The 18,820-nt window shown below is 34.2% G+C and carries 18 protein-coding genes; 2 read left to right on the forward strand and 16 right to left on the reverse strand.

Translation table 11 applies throughout. The annotated features are described in order from the left end of the window. Nucleotides 1-16: 16 nt before the first annotated feature. From ACR65H_RS00815 to ACR65H_RS00860, 10 genes are all read right to left on the reverse strand, one after another. Complete coding sequence (locus ACR65H_RS00815) at nt 17-1,534, reverse strand: oligosaccharide flippase family protein (RefSeq protein WP_440498156.1); 1,518 nt, start codon at nt 1,532-1,534, stop codon at nt 17-19. Between the two features lie 76 nt (nt 1,535-1,610). Then, nucleotides 1,611-2,582, reverse strand: coding sequence for a glycosyltransferase family 2 protein (locus ACR65H_RS00820; RefSeq protein ID WP_440498157.1), 972 nt, complete (start codon nt 2,580-2,582; stop codon nt 1,611-1,613). Nucleotides 2,583-2,652: 70 nt separating this feature from the next. After that, nucleotides 2,653-3,696, reverse strand: a complete 1,044-nt coding sequence (locus ACR65H_RS00825; RefSeq protein WP_440498158.1) for a glycosyltransferase — start codon at nt 3,694-3,696, stop codon at nt 2,653-2,655. 85 nt (nt 3,697-3,781) lie between these two features. Then, nucleotides 3,782-4,843, reverse strand: a complete 1,062-nt coding sequence (locus tag ACR65H_RS00830) for an EpsG family protein (RefSeq protein ID WP_440498159.1) — start codon at nt 4,841-4,843, stop codon at nt 3,782-3,784. 13 nt (nt 4,844-4,856) lie between these two features. Further along, nucleotides 4,857-5,996, reverse strand: coding sequence for a glycosyltransferase (locus ACR65H_RS00835; protein WP_440498160.1), 1,140 nt, complete (start codon nt 5,994-5,996; stop codon nt 4,857-4,859). An 8-nt stretch (nt 5,997-6,004) separates the two neighbouring features. Further along, entirely contained in the window at nt 6,005-6,949 is a 945-nt protein-coding gene (locus tag ACR65H_RS00840) for a glycosyltransferase family 2 protein (RefSeq protein ID WP_440498161.1), read from the reverse strand. 222 nt (nt 6,950-7,171) lie between these two features. Beyond that, nucleotides 7,172-8,344: a glycosyltransferase family 4 protein gene (locus ACR65H_RS00845; RefSeq protein ID WP_440498162.1), complete on the reverse strand. Its 1,173-nt coding sequence runs from the start codon at nt 8,342-8,344 to the stop codon at nt 7,172-7,174. 23 nt (nt 8,345-8,367) lie between these two features. Continuing rightward, entirely contained in the window at nt 8,368-9,378 is a 1,011-nt protein-coding gene (gene galE, locus ACR65H_RS00850; protein ID WP_440498163.1) for a UDP-glucose 4-epimerase GalE, read from the reverse strand. A 26-nt stretch (nt 9,379-9,404) separates the two neighbouring features. Beyond that, the gene (locus tag ACR65H_RS00855; protein ID WP_440498164.1) at nt 9,405-10,094 is read right to left on the reverse strand and encodes a sugar transferase; all 690 of its coding nucleotides are present in this window, start codon (nt 10,092-10,094) and stop codon (nt 9,405-9,407) included. Between the two features lie 245 nt (nt 10,095-10,339). Continuing rightward, nucleotides 10,340-11,254: a nucleoside-diphosphate sugar epimerase/dehydratase gene (locus ACR65H_RS00860; protein WP_440498579.1), complete on the reverse strand. Its 915-nt coding sequence runs from the start codon at nt 11,252-11,254 to the stop codon at nt 10,340-10,342. 429 nt (nt 11,255-11,683) lie between these two features. On the opposite strand from ACR65H_RS00860, the gene ACR65H_RS00865 reads away from it, so the two are divergent. Continuing rightward, a complete protein-coding gene (locus tag ACR65H_RS00865; RefSeq protein WP_440498165.1) occupies nt 11,684-12,748 on the forward strand; it encodes an S-layer homology domain-containing protein in 1,065 nt (354 codons plus the stop codon). A 73-nt stretch (nt 12,749-12,821) separates the two neighbouring features. Here the strand turns inward: ACR65H_RS00865 and ACR65H_RS00870 are convergent, their stop codons facing one another. From ACR65H_RS00870 to ACR65H_RS00880, 3 genes are read right to left on the reverse strand one after another with little or no spacing between them, the layout of a single operon-like run. Further along, nucleotides 12,822-13,589 carry a tyrosine-protein phosphatase gene (locus ACR65H_RS00870; RefSeq protein ID WP_440498166.1) on the reverse strand — a complete coding sequence of 256 codons (768 nt, stop codon included), beginning with the start codon at nt 13,587-13,589 and terminating at the stop codon, nt 12,822-12,824. Between the two features lie 45 nt (nt 13,590-13,634). Next, nucleotides 13,635-14,342 carry a CpsD/CapB family tyrosine-protein kinase gene (locus ACR65H_RS00875; RefSeq protein WP_440498167.1) on the reverse strand — a complete coding sequence of 236 codons (708 nt, stop codon included), beginning with the start codon at nt 14,340-14,342 and terminating at the stop codon, nt 13,635-13,637. 5 nt (nt 14,343-14,347) lie between these two features. Next, complete coding sequence (locus tag ACR65H_RS00880; protein ID WP_440498168.1) at nt 14,348-15,079, reverse strand: YveK family protein; 732 nt, start codon at nt 15,077-15,079, stop codon at nt 14,348-14,350. 157 nt (nt 15,080-15,236) lie between these two features. Between ACR65H_RS00880 and ACR65H_RS00885 the strand changes: the two genes are divergently transcribed. Then, the gene (locus tag ACR65H_RS00885; RefSeq protein ID WP_440498169.1) at nt 15,237-15,725 is read left to right on the forward strand and encodes a VanZ family protein; all 489 of its coding nucleotides are present in this window, start codon (nt 15,237-15,239) and stop codon (nt 15,723-15,725) included. A gap of 16 nt (nt 15,726-15,741) precedes the next feature. Here the strand turns inward: ACR65H_RS00885 and ACR65H_RS00890 are convergent, their stop codons facing one another. From ACR65H_RS00890 to ACR65H_RS00900, 3 genes are all read right to left on the reverse strand, one after another. Next, nucleotides 15,742-16,506, reverse strand: a complete 765-nt coding sequence (locus ACR65H_RS00890) for a hypothetical protein (protein ID WP_440498170.1) — start codon at nt 16,504-16,506, stop codon at nt 15,742-15,744. A 127-nt stretch (nt 16,507-16,633) separates the two neighbouring features. After that, a complete protein-coding gene (locus ACR65H_RS00895; RefSeq protein WP_440498171.1) occupies nt 16,634-18,040 on the reverse strand; it encodes a putative Ig domain-containing protein in 1,407 nt (468 codons plus the stop codon). Between the two features lie 16 nt (nt 18,041-18,056). Further along, nucleotides 18,057-18,818, reverse strand: coding sequence for a cohesin domain-containing protein (locus ACR65H_RS00900; protein ID WP_440498172.1), 762 nt, complete (start codon nt 18,816-18,818; stop codon nt 18,057-18,059). Nucleotides 18,819-18,820: the final 2 nt, after the last annotated feature.

The following is an 18,820-nucleotide window of genomic DNA, read 5'->3' on the forward strand; positions in this document are numbered from 1 at the left end:
ACATACACCTTTCACTTCATCTTAATTTACTATTCACTAAATTTAACAGCATTTTAAAATGTGATTTATTAAGCACTAAAACCAAGCTGATTATAATCCCTAGACAGCCACAAATCACTGCTGTAGTAATTAATTTCATCCACGTATCTATAGCTAATAACTGTTTAATTGAGTAAAAAACTACTACCAAAATGATAATTGTTATAAGATTCCTTGCTATTAATCCGTAAAAAGTATACCATTTTACTTTTAAACATTTCGCTGTATAAATTGGTGTAAAAGTTAGGTTTCGAATACAACTTAGTATTACACTTGAAATTGGAATTGCTAAAAGACCTAAATCTGTAAAATTTATTAGAATAAGTACTAATAATATATTCAAAACTCCCGTACAAAATAAAATAATTGAAGGGATCTTCACTTTATTTAAGATCGTATTTACATTAAATAATACATTGATTGCCCCGCTGATAAAAAATGGTGAGATTATAATAATCGACAAAAAATGAAGAAAACTGGAGTTTTCACTCGGAACCCAAAGTTGGTAAAATTCCTCACCAAAAACAATGAAACCGGCAATTGGAACACTTATTAATATGAGCAAGACTTTCCCTGAAAAATCAATCTCTTTTAGCATTCCATTAGTGTCTTCTTTAGCGTAATGAGCTGCTATAGGGGGAATGAACACACCTACTAGCATTCCTATTAAAGAACTAATAAATAAGGGAACGGTCTGAGAAATTGAAAACTCTCCCCCTTTTGCAGCTCCAAAAAAGATATTTGCTAATAAAAGATCTAACCCAGTCAATAAAATAACACTTAGCTGATTAAAAGAACCCCAAATTCCAGAACTTAAAAGTTCTTTAACTGCTTTTAAATCAAAATAAGACGTTGAAAACTTTATCTCAGGTAGAAGTCTTTTAGTAAAGTACAATGAAATAGCAATACCTATAATACTAACACTCAGACTGACAACCCCCACATAAATAATAGAAGGAGTTAATAATGTAAATAGGATAATAAATAATGAGGCCTTTAATCCATTTTGAATAATTTCTTGATATGACCGCAAATCAATTCGATTTGTTGCTAAAGTAGCGACATTAAACACAGACCCTAATACAGATATCAAAAATGTTAAAAATATTAATCCAAAAAGAATTCGGATTTCATTAACCAAATCAATCGGAGTATTTAAAATGTGGTCTATGAAAATAATAATTAAAGAAAGTGGTATGATCAACACTATTACCATGACGATATTTGAATATAAAACCGAGTTGAAATATATGTTTGCTCGATGCTTATCTTTCTTCATAATTTCTAACATAATAAATCTTGCAGCCATCGAATTTAATGCAATTACTAATAAATTAATATATGTTACAAAGTTATTAGCCAGTGGAAAGAATCCAAATGCTTCTTTTCCAATATATTTAATTAAAAAAGGAGTCAGTACAAAACTAATACCAACGCTTATAGAAAAAGACATAGCATTTGCTATTAAATTAATACTAAGTTGCTTCTTAAACATAAAAAAAGATACCTTCTTTTTAGATAATAATTATCTATTTCATTGTGGTTAATTGACAAATAACTTACCGGAATACTCACCGGAGTCTTAATTTAACGTATAATCTATAGATCAATTCCATTGTTTTTGGCACTATAAAATAAGACTCATAAAATAATTTGAATTTCACATTCTGATTGATATTTCGAAGTTTTTTTTTAAAATCGATGAAATTTCTGTTAAAATTTTCTTTCATTATTTTATCTTCAAATAGGTTTTTTCGTTTATTAACATCCATATAAATAAAAAATAACTCTTTATAAGTTTTATTACTTAAGTCCGTAAGCCCTACCTTTTCAAAGAACTCCGCTCTTTCCCTAAAGGCATCTATAGCATGAAGTCTGTTTTTAATATTAAAACCACTTCCCATAATACTATCGTTTCTTTGCCAGTAGTATAATAATTGAGCTGAAGTGAGTATGATTTTTTTTGCCTTATGAATCAATTTGTGCGTTGTAAATTCATCTTCATGTATCCTTCCTACAGGAAAGCGTACATCTTCAAATAATTTTCTTTTATATAATTTCCCACATGCTATAACCATCTGAACATAGAATTTATCTAAAAATTGCTCTAGTGCTTCATTATTAGAATACTCATAAATTATTTCTTTCGAAATTTCACCTTGAGTATTTTCTGTTGAAGTTCTGATGAAGTTGGATACTGAAATATCTGAGTCTGTTGTTTTTAGTAACTGATATAGCTTCTCAATATATTCCTTATGGACCCAATCATCGCTATCGACAAACGAGATATATTCACCCTGAGCAATTTCAATCCCTGCATTCCGAGCATCTGATAGCCCACCATTTTTTTTATGTAATACTTTCACTCTTTTATCTAATTTTGCGTATTCTTCACAGATTTCCCCGCACCGGTCAGGAGAACCATCATTAACTAAGATAACTTCAAGGTTCTTATATGTTTGATCTAATATAGAATTAACACATCGATGTAGATAATCTTCAACATTATATATAGGTATTATTATTGAAACAAGTTCACTCATATAATCCTCCATGGTCTATAATTAAGGACAAGATACTTTTAATACTAGATACGAAATAAATCTTATATCTTTAATTCTTTATATCAGTAATTTTTAATAAAGCGCTGTAATAAAAATATAAAAATAAAGCGTATTCTTTTTTAATTGCATTTAATACAATCTTTTTTCTTATTGTATATCCTTTACTATTAATTTTATTTATAATGATTTTTAGTTTTTGATTTTCACATAGTCTTTTTATAGTTATAATTCTTTCTTTTATTCGCTTACGATTTCCTTTTTTAACCTCATTTGATATAGAATCTAATACCAAATTTACGTATCTAATATCTAATCTCTCCTTATACATAATAGTATTCCCATTATCTTTTATTATTTTTTCCAATTCTTGAAATACATTAGATTGTATCTCAAACATATTTTTTCTATATATTCTTATCGCAGAACTGGCTTTTTGAAAATAATGATAATATGTCCCATTAATTATTTGAACTCTTCGCGCTTTTGAAAATGCAGCTACACAAAAAAGCAAATCTTCCATGAGTGGAATATTAACATTAAAACTCAAACTATATTTTTCAATTAAATCTTTTTTAATAATTAATCTACACGCGCTCCCCATAACAGTTTGACTTCCGCTGTTCAAATTAGAACTTCCAATCATATTGACAACAATGTTTTCAATAATTTCTTTACCTTCGAGAATCTCCTTCTCAATATCCATTATAACAGGAATAGATTTTTCATTTTGCTCAATCACATAGTTACAAATACAAATATCAGCATTATTTTTCAAACCTTGTTGATAAAGAGCTTCAAACATTTCGGGTTCTATCCAGTCATCTGGATCAATAAAACCGATATATTCACCTTCAGCAACCATAATACCTGCATTTCTAGCAGATGATACACCACCATTTGGTTTATCAATTAACACAACTCTATCATCTATAGCTTCAAATTCCCTACAAATTTCCAGACTGTTATCCTTGGAACCATCATTCACTAAAATGATTTGTATATCTTTAAGTCTTTGATTTTGAATACTTATTAAACAGCGTTTAAGATATTTTTCTACATTATAAATAGGCACTATAATACTTACTTTTACCATTGTTCCCCCTACTTAATACTTATTTTTACAGGTTCTATCGAATCTATTAGATATGTGCTTTTCAGAATGGGTCAATGCCATTCTATTACATAAAATCAAACACCCAATAATATTTGTAGTCATTTTTAATAGAATCAATTACTATTGATTTATACAATAAAAATATATTAACTGAAATAATTACAAAAAGTAGTAAGTATTTAGTTTTTTTGTTTTTTAATTTCTTAATAACTAAGCAAATAACTATTAGCTCTAAAAACTGAAAATATAATCCTACCCTATTGACCAAATAGGTCGATAGTGCAAAAATTCTGAAAATGGCACCAATAGCGTAAAAATTAATTGCAATGACAAATTTTCTTTCGAATTTTATTTCTTTTACATAGTAAATTACTGCAATTGCTAATAATGTTTTAAATGTAACTCCTAAACTAAATATGCTAGAACTTGTATTGAATAAAAGATCTGAATTTTGATATTTACTTTCATAAAATGTTAAATTTAATAAGGTTATTATAATTTGGTGCCCAAATCCAAAAATAATAACTAAATAACTTGTAATTATTCCTATAATAAAAGTAGTAAATGATATTGTTTTTCTTCTTAGAAGATAGATAAATGGGAGAACAAGCAACACAGAAGTATGAAACCCCATTGCAATTACCATTGTCACTCCAAATTTAAAGGGTTTTTTTTGAGTGAAATAAGCTAATGCTAATAATAATAATATAATAGCAACGCCTTGCCTAATCGCATTCATAAATAAAAATATATATATTGTGCTATATAGAATCAATGCTAAAGAAATTTGTTTATCTGTTAGATCCCACTTTTTAAGTGCTATGTATAAAATTAGATTAGAAAAAGCAGCTATAAAAAAAGTAAAATGAAAGAATTCGAGATTAGTATTTAAAAAGAAAGAACTTAAGCCTGTGTAAACCCACTCAATATTTATTTGATTCCAATTATAATACCATGTATTATATGTTTCATAATCTGTGCCAACATTATATCTAAAGCCAGACATAATAGTTAAAAATATCAAAAGTAATATATTAAATATTTTAAACACTATATTATTTTGACTTCTAATAATAAAAATAAACAAGATTATATATAAGAGTAAAAAGAAAAATAAATTATACATTCATAGACCATTCCTATTTGGTTTTATACGATACTTTGTTAAAATTGAAATTTAAATCAGTTCTCTTTTTGATTTCAAAATACTCTTTCATAAAGTTCTCTGTATAGTCCGAGTACTTACTTTCCCAACAACTCCTAGCCTTCTGTGATTTTTTTAAACGTTCCTCATTACTGATCATTGATATTTCTTTGAATCCATCTTTACCTTCCTTAATAACGAAACCCGTTTCTTCTTCAATAATCTTTTTCGCAAAATCTGGTCCTTCATTTGTTACTAAAGGGACACCTAAATAAAGACTCTCATAATATTTATTTGGGGCAGCATATTTATGTACTTTATTTGTCATATAATATAAACCAATAATCATATCGGAATTAGACATAATATTTAGCCCCGTATTATAATCTACTTTACCAACATAATTTATATTTGGATACTTATCGGAATATTCCGCAACCAGTTGTTGAAGCAATCCAAATCCAGCTATATTAAGAAAAATTTTTGGTTTTTCACTAATAAAATCTAATAGATCTTCAATACCTCTATTTTTATCAAATACGCCTACATAACTAAGGACTAGCTTATAATCTTTCTTCAGATTATTTACATAGTATTTATAAGTGTTATCTTCAATAAAATTGATACTTGGTATATTCGGTAAAACCATATAATCTCGTCTATTATTTTGCTGCACTTGATTTATACGGAATTTTTCACAGATTATAACGTTATCAGAGTTTTTAAATATAAAATTTTCAATCAAAACTAAAAGTTGATTAATGCCCTTTTTCTTATCTGAGCTTGTCCAATCAAAAACATCAAAATTCATTTTTTTTCTAAGTAATTTTTTGCAAAAATACGAAGGGATTGCTGTGTCTAAATCACAAGCATGTATTATACTATATTCGTTTTTATGTTTAATTAAACTGAACACAATAAATATAAACCAAGCAAGTTTTGATGGGATATTTTTTATGCCCCTGCCAAAAGGTGCTTTTCGATTATAATAAACTGTATGTTCCTTATGTATATTCAGCCCCAATCTATTCCAAGCAATTATTTTATATTTCAATTTATATTCACGAGCATAATCAATATATTTCTGTAATCTAGGATCGGGACTAACATCATTACTTCTTATAAAAATATACATTCTTATGTTTATTCTCCTTTAAGTTTTTCATAGAACTTAAATAATTTTCTTTGATAAACAATTAATTTTATACTTCTAATACCATTTATATATGAAACTTTTTTAATTATCTCTATGTTTTCCTCGAAAAGAGATAGGAACTCGTCTTTATTTGTTAATGTTTTATGATTATATAATCTATATATAATTAAAGCTGGAAGTCTATATTCTAATAAGAGGTTAATATTCCGCTGAGTTGTTTTGGTTCTTGGGGGTTCATTTTCAATTATCTTTACTAATCTATTAATCCAAACTTTTTCTTTATTAATCTTTGAGAAATCATTTTCACTTAATGAATTACTAATTTCTAGCCTATAATTACTTAAATATTCTTTACAATAATTAATGTTTTTAGTTTTGGTAAATATTGTACCAAAAAAAAGCATATCTTCTCCCCAATTTAAATCTTCACTAAAAAATAATTGATTGTCAATAAGCCACTTCTTATCGATGATCCATGAATTAGTATTAGGCGTACATTTATTATTTATATAATTCTTTAGTAATTCACCTTTCCAATTCATGTTTGCTTTTATTTTTTTCCCATTAGGATAATGATAAACATGTCCACAAAAGGCTGCATAATACCCTTGTACAGCTAAAAGCATTTTTTGTAAAAAATGCTCATCATAAAAATCGTCGGCATCCAAAAACGTTATATAAGTACCAGTAGCTTTCATTATTCCATTATTTCTGGCTGCTGACACTCCAGAATTTCGTTGGGTGTAAACATGGATTCTAGTATCTCTTCTAGCAAACTCATTAATTACTTTTAAACTTAAATCAGTAGAACCATCATCAATGATTATTAATTCAAAATTTTTATAACTTTGGCTTAAGACACTCTCTATTGTTTTTGATAGAAATTTTTCTTTATTATATACGGGTATAATAATAGTAATTTTTTTGTCCATACGTACTCCTTAAAGATAACCAGTCGTGTTATAAGTTTCATTTCTCACATGGATAAGCAAATTACTTATAAACAATATTTCCAAACAGCTTATTTTCAATAAATACATGCTCTATAATATTTCCCCATGATATTTTTATTACAGGTAAAAAAACTTTCGAATTCTTACTATTTGGAAATCAATCTGTTGATAATAAAAAAAATTTCCTCTCTTCTATTATTTTTATTCATCTGTCCATTGTTCTGTTTGTCCTGATTTAATTTTTTTTGACGTTATAAGTGATTGATAAAGGTTAATCAACTGGCCCCTAACATTATTTATGTCATATTCTTTAATCTTATTAATATTGTACTGCCCCATTTTTTTGCGTAATGTCGAATCATCAACTAGTTTGATTAACTTACTTTTAAATCCATTTACATCGTTTGGATTTAACAAGTAACCACCTATCCCATCTATAATTAGTTCATTATTGCCTCGAATATTGGAACAAATAATCGGTAATCCTGAAGACATTGCTTCCATTAATGAAAGTGATAGTCCTTCTCTATATGACGGAAACACAAAAATATCCACTTGACTATATATATCTGCTAGGTCATGTCTATAGCCTAAAAATTTCACTCTATTATGAACCCCTAACTTTATTGCTAAACTCCTTAGATTTTCTAATTCTTCTCCAACACCAGAAATAAGGTAATAAACATTTTCTTTATTTATGCTTTTTAAAGCTCTAATCATTACTTGGTGATTTTTATTACGATTTAACTCTCCAACAGACAAAATTACTACTGATCCTACAGGGATATTTAAGTCTTCTACCAGATCTTTTCTATCCTTTAAATCAGGTCTGAATTTTTTTGTATTTATACCGACACCTGGAATATACTCAACCCTTGTATTTTTTTTAAATTTATCTGCTATCAAGTAGTCTTCATTGTTAATTGTAATAATAATGTCTGTAAATTTAGATAAAAAAAGTTCAACAGGATAAAATAGTATCCAATGCTTAATAGGGGCTCCTTTATAAAAATGAAAGCCGTGCGCCGTATAAACTACTTTAGTTTCTTTTCTTCGTGATTTTCTTGCAGCTAGCCTTGCCAAGGCACCTCCAACTGGAGTGTGACAATGGATTATAGAATAACAATTATCTTCAATAATATCCTTTAATAACTTATAAGACCTTATATTTGAAAGGTTTGAAGGAGATCTACTAAAGGGTAAATTATAATATTTATCGCAGAAAGGAATTTTACAATCCTCTTTATCTTCATAGTCATTATGAGCGCAAACATGTACTTCATATCCATTTTCTTTAAACCATTTCAAATACGGAAGATGAAACACCATAATATGTTTTTTTACAACAGTTGCTACAAATAATACCTTTTTCATTTAATTGTCCTTTCTATAAAACTTTAAATTGAAATAAATTCTCGCGTGTTCTCCCAATCCCACGCCGATTTACACATTTCAAACAAATCTCTCTCTGCATACCAATTTAAGTGTTTATTGGCTTTAACAGGATTTGCATAACAAATACCCGTATCCCCAAATCTTCTGCTAACTATTTCGTAAGGTATTTTTACCTTGGATGCTTCCTCGAATGTTTCAATTACCTCTAAAACACTATATCCTATTCCAGTTCCTAAATTAAAAGCTTCTATTCCACTTAATATATCGATTTTCTTCAAGGCTTTTAAATGTCCCAAAGCTAAATCAACAACATGAATATAATCCCTAACCCCAGTACCATCCTTTGAGGGATAATCTCCACCAAAGACATATAGCTTTTCCAATTTTCCAGAAGCAACTTGTGTGATATAGGGCATCAGGTTATTGGGAGTACCATTAGGTTTTTCCCCTATCAAACCACTATTGTGTGCCCCTACTGGGTTGAAATACCTCAGAAGAGCTATTCTCCATTTTCGATTTGAGTTAGATAAATCTGTTAGAATTTCCTCAATCATTAACTTTGTTCTTCCATAGGGATTTAATGCGCTGGTAGAACAAGTTTCATCTAAAGGCAATCTTTCAGGATATCCATAAACAGTAGCTGATGAACTGAAAATCAGATTATACACACCGTATTTTTCCATTACTTCACACATGTTTAAAGTACTTATTATGTTATTTTGATAATATTTCAAAGGTAGTTGTACAGACTCACCAACTGCTTTATATCCAGCAAAATGTATAACTGCTTCAATTGAGTTTTCATGAAAAATTAAATCCAATGCCTTTTTATTTAACAAGTCTATGTTATAAAAAGATAAATCTTTACCAGTTATTTTTTCAATACGATCAATTACATCTTCTGAACTATTGCTTAGATTATCAACGACGATAACATCAAACCCGGCTTCAAGTAATTCAACTATAGTGTGACTGCCTATATATCCCGTACCACCAGTTACCAGAATACTCATCCAGATCTCCCCTATTCTCACTTAATCTATCTTGCTCCGTGACCTGTTAGTACAATTTTTATTGTCAGTAACAATATCATTATGTCTGTTTTTAAGTTCATATTATTTATATAATGCACGTCTAGTTCTACCTTTTCTAGAGGTGTTATCTCATATCCACCGTTCACTTGCGCCCAACCAGTTAGACCCGGTTTGACTGATAGTCTTCTAGTAAAGCCGGGGTGTTCCTTTTCAAACTCCGCTGTAAACATTGGGCGTTCTGGTCTTGGTCCGACAACACTCATGTCACCCTTTATCACATTAATCAGCTGAGGAAGTTCATCAATTCTCGTTTTTCTTATGAACTTTCCAACCCTTGTAATCCGTGGATCATTATTTTCAGCCCAAACAGCTCCATTTTTTTCTGCATCATTTCTCATGGATCTTAATTTGATAACTTTAAAGTATTGACCGTTCAAACCTACTCTTTGTTGAAAATAAAAAGCAGGACCACGTGATTCGAGTTTGATTATTATTAAAAAAGTAAAAATCAATATAATTGCGAATGGTAAAAGTAAAAAAGCAAATCCCAGGTCTAATAATCTTTTCCAGAGTAAACAATAATCTCCACTTAAAGAGTCTGTTACTCTAACTTCTAATGTCGAAGCAGTTTCTTCATCTTTTAAGGTCGAAGCATATTCTTCATAAAAGTTATTCGGGCTTGTGTTACTCCGCAACATACTCCCTCCAAAAATTAATATTCAATTGGAACACTTTAAACTCTATATAACTATCATTTTTTTATAAATAACAGTTAACAACAAAAAAACTGCCGAACCAGTTTATTTTATAGATTAACTTATAGATGTTATGCATCAAGAAATCGATAGAATAAACTCTTAATAAGTTTAGATATACAACTAACAAAACATAAACAAATCTTGATTTGGTTGAAACTTTTTACCACAGGTTAGCGTTCTACTTAGAGATAAAGTTTTTTTACATTGTCAAGCAATACTAGCTTTTTCGGTGTGAACCGATTCACTTGACGGCAAATTTCCGATCCGATTGATCCCCCTGCGCCGGTGATCAGGATCGTCTTGCCTGTCAGCTTGTTTGCGATGGCTTCCATATCAAGTTGTACTTCATCGCGACCGAGCAAGTCTTCAATTTTAACGTCCTGCATATCGGTTACGGATACCTTACCGGTCATAAGATCTTCGATTTTAGGAATCGTTTGTGTACGCACTCCCGTATCGACGCATACCTTTAAAAGTTCAGCCATTTGCTGGCGCCCCATCGAGGGAATTGTAATGATGATTTTTTCTATATCATTATCTTCAACGAATGCCGGGATATTCTCCGTACCCCCAGCGATTTTTACTCCGTACATTTCAAGCCCTTGCCTTTTCTTATCATCGTCAAGGAACAAGATTGGCTTCATGCCACAGTCTGGATTTTGAAGGATCTGCCTAACAATCATGCTGCCGGCCTGTCCTGCACCGATGATCATCGTACGCTTCGCTTTATCGTCCTTATTTTGCAAGAACGAATCACGCATGATTCTCCAAGAGAGACGTGAGCCTCCAATGAGCAATATATGAAGCATCCATGCGATTGTTAATGCGCGGAAGTAAATATCTTGGACTACAGCAAGCTGGACAAGCGCTACTACAATAATCGTCAGTGTCACAGCCTTAAAAATTGACTTTAGCTCTCCGATGGATGCATACGTCCAAGCCTTTCTGTACAGGCCGTAATGCCATGCGAAGAGATGATGTGCTACTTGGATCGTTACTGCGCTTACGAGCAGCACTTTATTCGTTAATAGATTGGAATTTGGTGCAAGCATGAAATAACCTATGTAAAGCGAGAATAATACTATAGTAGAGTCCACTAGAAACAATAATGTCATTCTCTTTTTAACAGTAATGTGACTCACTACCTTTCCACATAAAATTATTCTAGTAAACTGTTTAACTTTTATATCTTTCATTATAGCAGTAACAACAGAAAAAACTACAACTTTTTACACACTTCTACCTTTTCCTACTTATTAACAAGAGGACTTTCCACATCCTTTTTCCTAAAATAGCATAATTCGACGATAGATACCATTTTCGTCAAAAATTTTATATTTATTAGCATATCTTCTTCCTTCCATTTTTCTCACATACTATTGTAACGATTTCCCCTTTCATATTGTTGAGAAACGCGATTTTGATAAAATTTTGTAATATTTCACCATATTTCAGCTAAATTAGTGTTAGTCTTTTAATCTTTTGTGGTATAGTAGGTGGGACAATTATGATATTGGAGGAACCCCATGAGAAAAACTTACTTATCCGCACTCTCTTTATCCTTGGCAGCAGGCGCAATTGTTGTCGGAGCACCAACACACGCAGATGCAGCAGTCAGTTCGTTCAAAGATGTAAAACCCACTTTGGATCATTATGATGCAATCATGAATTTAGCTGAAAGAGGCATCGTAAAAGGCTACGAAGATGGCACGTTCAGACCGGACGCGAAGTTAACTCGCGCTCACGCTTCCAAAGTTTTAGCTTTGTCACTTGGACTCGATACGAAAAATGTAAAGGATCCTGGTTTTAAAGACCTCAATCCGAATCAATGGCATTATGAATATGTAGCTGCACTTGCGAATGCGGGTTACATTCAAGGATTTGAAGACGGCACTTTCCGTCCGAACGATCCGATGACTCGCGCGCACACTGCTAAGATTCTTGACTTGAGCTATGGTTTGCCTGAAGGGGATGCTTCCAATCCATTTACGGATGTGAGAAGCGATTCTTGGTATATCGGACATGTCCTCTCTTTAGTCGAGAACAATATTACTAAAGGAAAGACTCCAACTACTTTCGAACCTAATGCGAACGTGACACGTGCTCAAATGGCATCTTTCGTCATCCGCACTGAAACTGCCGTTAAAGTAGTAGACGCGGTTGCAGAGGCAAAAGCAAAATTGCGTGCGATTGTACAAGAGCATGGAGTTGTTGAAAAAGACGGTAAAAAATTGGCGGAAGCTTCTTTTGATCCGACAACGAACACTTTAACTTTGACAGCATACGACATGGATGAAGGAATTAAGGCGGTTCAAGGTTCCACTGGCCTCTTCTCCGAGAAAATTCTTGATGCTGGCGTTACAGGCGTTCGTATCGCTGACGGTCCTATCGTAACTGTGAACAGCGATCGTGCTGCCGCGAAAGAGCAATTGCAAAAGCAACTTGCCTCTTTGTTAGCTCCATCCACTGATCAAGCGAAGGGCGATTTAGTCGCTGACAATATTACTGTCACTATTTATGGTGAAAAAGACGGTCTTCAATTCTCTGAAGATGTAAATGTAAATCTACGCGTATTCATCCCAGCGGAATAATAACTTGTAAGCCTCCACTTCTCTCGGAATGTGGGGGCTATTTTTTCGCCAACTATTTAATACGACGACCCCCTTACCCGATGAAATTCCACCATTTTTTCTTTTTCTGCATATCAGGCTCTAAAATAAATAGATTATCATCTTTTAAGATGCTCATGTTATTTTGCAAAAGGATACTCATATATTCATCTAACTTCTTCTTTTCCAAGTATTGTAGCCCCTCTTTGAATAACATCGGTCGTGTAGTCGGATTGTGCATATCCGACCCATATGTGTGTATTAAATTCGACTCGATCAGCTGTATGGACAGTTTTTGTATGTGCTTGCCGAAATATCCTGCGACACTTCCGGCTGTTATTTGTGCTAACGCCCCATGCCGAATTAGCCTTTCCAAACGCTCCGGCTTCTCCGCTATCGCTTTGTTCCGCTCAGGATGTGCAATGATTGGGATAATGTTTTCAGCAAGTAGTGATTGGATGATGTTGACCGTATAAGCCGGGACAGTTTGAGATGGCAATTCCAACAAGAGATACCTGGAGTTCGCAAGTGTCAGCACTTCATTCTTTTCGATTGACTCGAGAATGTTTTCATGCAAACGCACTTCCTGGCCTGGGAGGATTGAAATAGGGATGTTGCGAGATTGAATCTCTTCTTGAAGTTCATAGAGTTGAGACTGGATTGTTTCTTGGCTCACATGGAATTGGGGATGGAAAGAATGTGATGTTGCGATTATATGCGTTACGCCCTCCCCTACAGCTTTTTCAAGCATCATCATCGTCTCATCCATTGTTTTAGGTCCATCATCTACTCCGAATAAAATATGGCTATGCATATCTAGCATGTTTATTCCCTCCTACAAAAAAGAGCGAAAGACAAATGATTGTCTTCACTCTTGTTCTCCGTAATATTGATAATAGTAATGGTCTTTCCCCATTACAAAGTTATTTAAGATTGTTCCTAGGATCCGGGCTTTTGAAGTTTCAAGTGCTTCCTTCGCCTTCAGTGCACTATCCTTCTCCGTAGAGCCTGAGCTTAATACGAGAATTGTTCCGTCGCATTTATTTGCTAGGATCTGAGCATCCGCCACCGATAATACTGGGGGGACGTCAAAAATGATCATATCGAACGTTTCCTTCAATTCTTCAATAAGAGCATCCATTGTCTTTGATCCTAATAACTCTGCAGGGTTTGGCGGAATCGGTCCGCTTGTCATAATATGTAATCCTTCTACTTCTGTTGGTTGAATGACTTCCGTTAACACAGCTTGACGTGTCAATAGATTGGATAACCCAATGCCATTCGTCTTATGAAACGTATGATGGATTGTCGGCTTTCGTAAATCGGCGTCAATGAGGACAACCTTCTTTTTAGCTTGCGCAAACACTACAGCAATATTGGCAGCGCTTGTCGATTTCCCTTCACTTGGCGCTGAAGAAGTGACCAACAATGTTTTTAATTCCTCGTCTGTCACAGAAAAATTGATATTCGTACGGACTGTACGAAATTGTTCTGAAACAATCGCTTTCGGGTTGGCAACTGTTATCAGTTTTCTGGCAACCGACTGAAGTGATTTCTTTTTTTTCTTTTTAAACATAGTCTTTACCCCTTATTCTGGCCCATTTGTCCAGCGTCTTTGCTCGCAAACATGTCCTTGTCTGCAATCGTACTTACAAGACCGAGAATTGGCAATTCAAGCAGTTCCTCAACATCCTGTTCGGTTTTCACTGTCGTATCCAAGTATTCTAGTAAAAATGCCAAACCAACTCCGATCATTAAACCGATTACTGCCGCAATGGCCATGTTCAACATTTTATTCGGTTTGATCGGCGATGGGTTCTCCACATGCACAGCAGGTGAAAGGATATTGACGTTGTCAACATTCATTAACTTTTGTACTTCCTCTTGGAATACCTCTGCCGTTGTATTGGCGATGTCAACCGCTTTATGCGGCTCAGGATCTTGTACACTGACGTTTACGACTTGGGAGTTTTGTGCGCTATTGACTGTAATTTGATTTTTCAACGCTGCTGGCGTTATGTCCAAGTCTAAGTTCTCAATCACTTTCGCTAAAATAGCAGGACTCGTAATAATGACGTTATATGTATTGATAAGCTGGAGATTCATCTGAATATCTTGTGAATTGAATTGTTGCTGTTGTTCTGCTTTTTGTTGATTTACCAAGATTTGTGTCGAAGCTTGGTAAATCGGAGTAAGGAAAAAGTAACTAACGACTCCCGCAATAATAACTGCAAGGATCGTTGTACTAATAATAAGCCCCATACGTCTTCTCAATGTTTTGAACAAATCTTGTAAACTAATAGTCTCTTCCATGAGTGCTAGTTGCCCCTTTGCTGCGCATTCTTAACCTAAATTAGTATACCATACAACATTACTATTTTGCATAAACTTTTAATGTTCCTTTAGGCATAATTACACTATAAACAGTTTCCTTTTTTACTCAATTTCAAGTTATGCTATACTCATGGGTATGAAAAACTTACTCTTATTTTGTCTATTTCTCTGTTTTGTTGTCGGATTGTTTATTTCCTCTGCACAAACGTACGAACAGCAATCACTCATTCCTACATTACAACAATGGCTTCCTGGAAAACCATTTGAAGCATGGCTAGCCCATCTAGAAATCCCTTATTGGGGACGAATGATCTCCATCGAGGAAAGAGGCTATTATCATTTTATCGAGTTTCTGCTTCGAAAAAGTGCTCATTTCTTTGTTTTCGGGGCTTTAGCTTGCGTCATTTATTTATTGCTGCCTAAGCATTCGTTCCGGAAACTGACTGCTCTGTTCGTTACTTTTCTGTTTGCGGCAGCTGATGAGTACCATCAATCGCTAACTGGAGGAAGGACGGCGACATACCACGATGTCATCCTTGATATGTCAGGCGCTGTCATCTGCTTGCTATTTCTCGTTATCATCATGCGATTCACTGTACATAAAAAGCGATCCAGCAGCATCTAGTCTACTGGATCGTTTTTTAGTTTCCTGTTGCTTTGCTAATGATACTATCCCGACGCGCTTTCTTTGTCGCTTCGTATTGATCGACAAAGGTTTGTGCATATGATTTGCTATAGCCATTCGCCTCTAGTTCAGCCTCAACCGCCTTTACCACTCCATGGAATACAGAGTCAGTGCTTGCCTCTAAGCTTGTTGCTGCCCCCATATATTTATTGTAGAAATACCCGTAGCTGATTTTTTCACCGTTCGCCTTTTTATCGGAGTATTCCTTTTTCGCACGACCAATCAAAGCATTGATCTTTTGGTCTGCTTGTCCTTCCAATTTTGCGAAGACCGGCTCATACTTTGCTTTAATAGTCGCTACAGTAGGTTTTTTTGTTGTATTACTAGATTCATTGTTTCCTTCTGAAGAGTTTTCCTCAGTTGAGGAATCTTCCTTGTTAGATGTAGATGGTTTTGAACTATTATTACTTGGAGGCGTCACGCCAGCTGTTGAATTTCCAGTCGTTCCGGAATCTTCGCTGCCTTCTTCCGTGTCAGGGTTCTCTGTTTCAGTAGGAGTATTATCTGACTCTCCGCCGCCTACTGTCGTTACAGATCCATCTTCTCCAATGATTAGTTTCGATCCGTCCGGCAGTTCCACTTCATATGGATCCTCGACAATTTGTGAAACTTCATCGTCAGCTACGTCGTATTCTTTGAATTTAAATATGTATAATAGATAACTTGCGACTGCTACAACGAGAACAACTACAACAAGTAACGCTATTTTCCATTTCTTCATTGTCTTCTCCTTTGATGCTCGTATTCTTTTTTACAGTGTAACAGATTTTAAGATATTGGTGTAGTAATAATGAGTAGATTCAAAAAGGACTGTAGACTTTGGATTTGTCTACAGTCCAAGTTATTCACTATTGCAATGCAATCTGTTTTAACTCAAGCACATTTCCGAACTTATCATTCAACTGGATGACGACTGTTTTGCCATGCAAAAGATCATTCGTCCCTAAGCTAAACAGTTCATTGCCCTCATAGTGCATCGGTATATTATCGACAGTAATGCTGTACACTTCTGCTGATGCGTTAATATAAATTGTATGGAGGTTAACGAACTCCATGTAATCAATCTGAATATCTTTTACATAATCAGCATGGACAACGTTAATGTCGACAGTTACCGTGAAGCCGCCTGCTAGTTTTCCTTTAGCGACAGTAGTTCCTATCACGGATGTATCAACCGGTTCCCAGCTCACCTTTTCCTTACCAGTTTTCTTATCACTGTACGTAACTGTCACTTCTGATGGTAAAGCAGGCTGAGCATTCAGCTGTACGGTGATCGGCAATAATTTTTCTACTGAACTGATATTTGAATCGATAACTTCCATTTTGAATATGCGCTCTGCTTCATTCCCGACCGCGTCTGTCACTTTTACTGTAAATGAATAGGAACCCGCAATTTTTGGAGTACCAGATAATTCACCGGTTGTAGCATCTAATGTAATTCCACTTGGAAGCGTGCCAGACCGAGTATATTTGTAAGGGGCTCTTCCATGGACGGCTGTGACTTTGTCGACATATTCACTTTTCAAGACTGCTGTATCCAGTTCTTTCGCTTGGATAGCAAGGAAGGAGACCCTTTTTCCTGATACATAATCAAGGATTTGTTGGGCATCATTTTGCGTGATTACATTATCACCATCCACATCTGCTGATAGGAACTCTTCTTTGTTTGTAATTAGATTTCCTCTTACATGTTGTAGAATTCGCATTGCAGCAGCAGCTGTCGGCTTGTTTTTCCCAACGACATCACCAACCGGCATTTTTCGCTCGATCTTACCACCGAGCGGAGAAACAATGATGTCATTGCCATAGCGTCCATTCGCTACAATATTCCCGATCGGCAATTTGATAGCGGTCCCGTCTTCGAATGAAGAGGTTAAACGGTAAGTAATATAACCAAGTATCATTCTTTTTTCAACTTTCACTTCAGAACCTGTTCGGGAAATAACGTCTATTTTCAATTTACTTCCCTCTACATTCTTTACTGTTCGGAATTGAGAACTTTCGAATGGGTTCGCTGTTTCAAAACCTATAAGTGATACACCTTCTTGACCGGTTTCGATATCAATTTCCACGTTAAGGTTCTTCAAATACGTAAAGTCGTATAGTGTAACAGGAACTTTCACTTCAGTGCCAAGCGAACGAACTTCCCCGATTTCTAGTATTTCTGCAGATGCTTCTTGCATGAAGATTCCCGAGAAAAAGAAGAAAAGCCCAGTGAAGAAAACAAGTTTAAAAGTTGTTCTATATTTTTTCATTTGATTTTTCCTTCCTTTATTCTACCGAGAATGTTTTTCGGATCGGTTTGTTCAATTTTGTTCCATTGGCTGAATGAAGCAATTCGGTTATTTCGATCGTATGTGCCCCACTTAAATAGCCGTTCTTAGGAGTAACTGTAAACGATTTGGCATTCAACGGTTTAATGATAACATCCACTTTTACTGAACCGCGCTTTACGTTCACCGCATGTTCGTTTAATGTAGCAGGATCATACGCTTCATTTAGTGTGATTGTCCATTGCTTGTCGCGCTTCACTTTTTCTTTATGCGCTTCTATTCTACCTTTGAAATCCTTTATACTACCATCCACCAATTGCGCTTTTACTTCCGTACCGTCTTCTTTGTATAATTGGACGTTTTTCAATTTTACATCGATCGGAGTATTCGACTTACGTACTGTGGCTTTTATTGATAACAACGTGCCATCCAACTGTCTACCTTCTGCATTTGCAAATGCAAGGGATGCGTTGCCTGGCGTAGCACCCTCGATTGATGTGAGATCATTTGAAAGGATTGATCCTTTTGTAAGATTTGTCTCCGTGATTCTCAGCAATTCAGGATCGTACTCAACATCGAAGGATCCACTCGCAATGCTCTCTTTGCTGTTAATGAAAACTGCCAGCTCCACAGTCGTCACTCTCGTTTCGTATACTGTCGATATTCCGACAAGCGTCTTACTTTCGGCATTTGTCGTTTTTGGTGGCAGTATCATAAGTAGTAAACTTAGTACTAGAAAAATCTTTAGTTTTTTTAACATAG

Source organism: Sporosarcina sp. SAFN-015 (genome assembly GCF_059415085.1).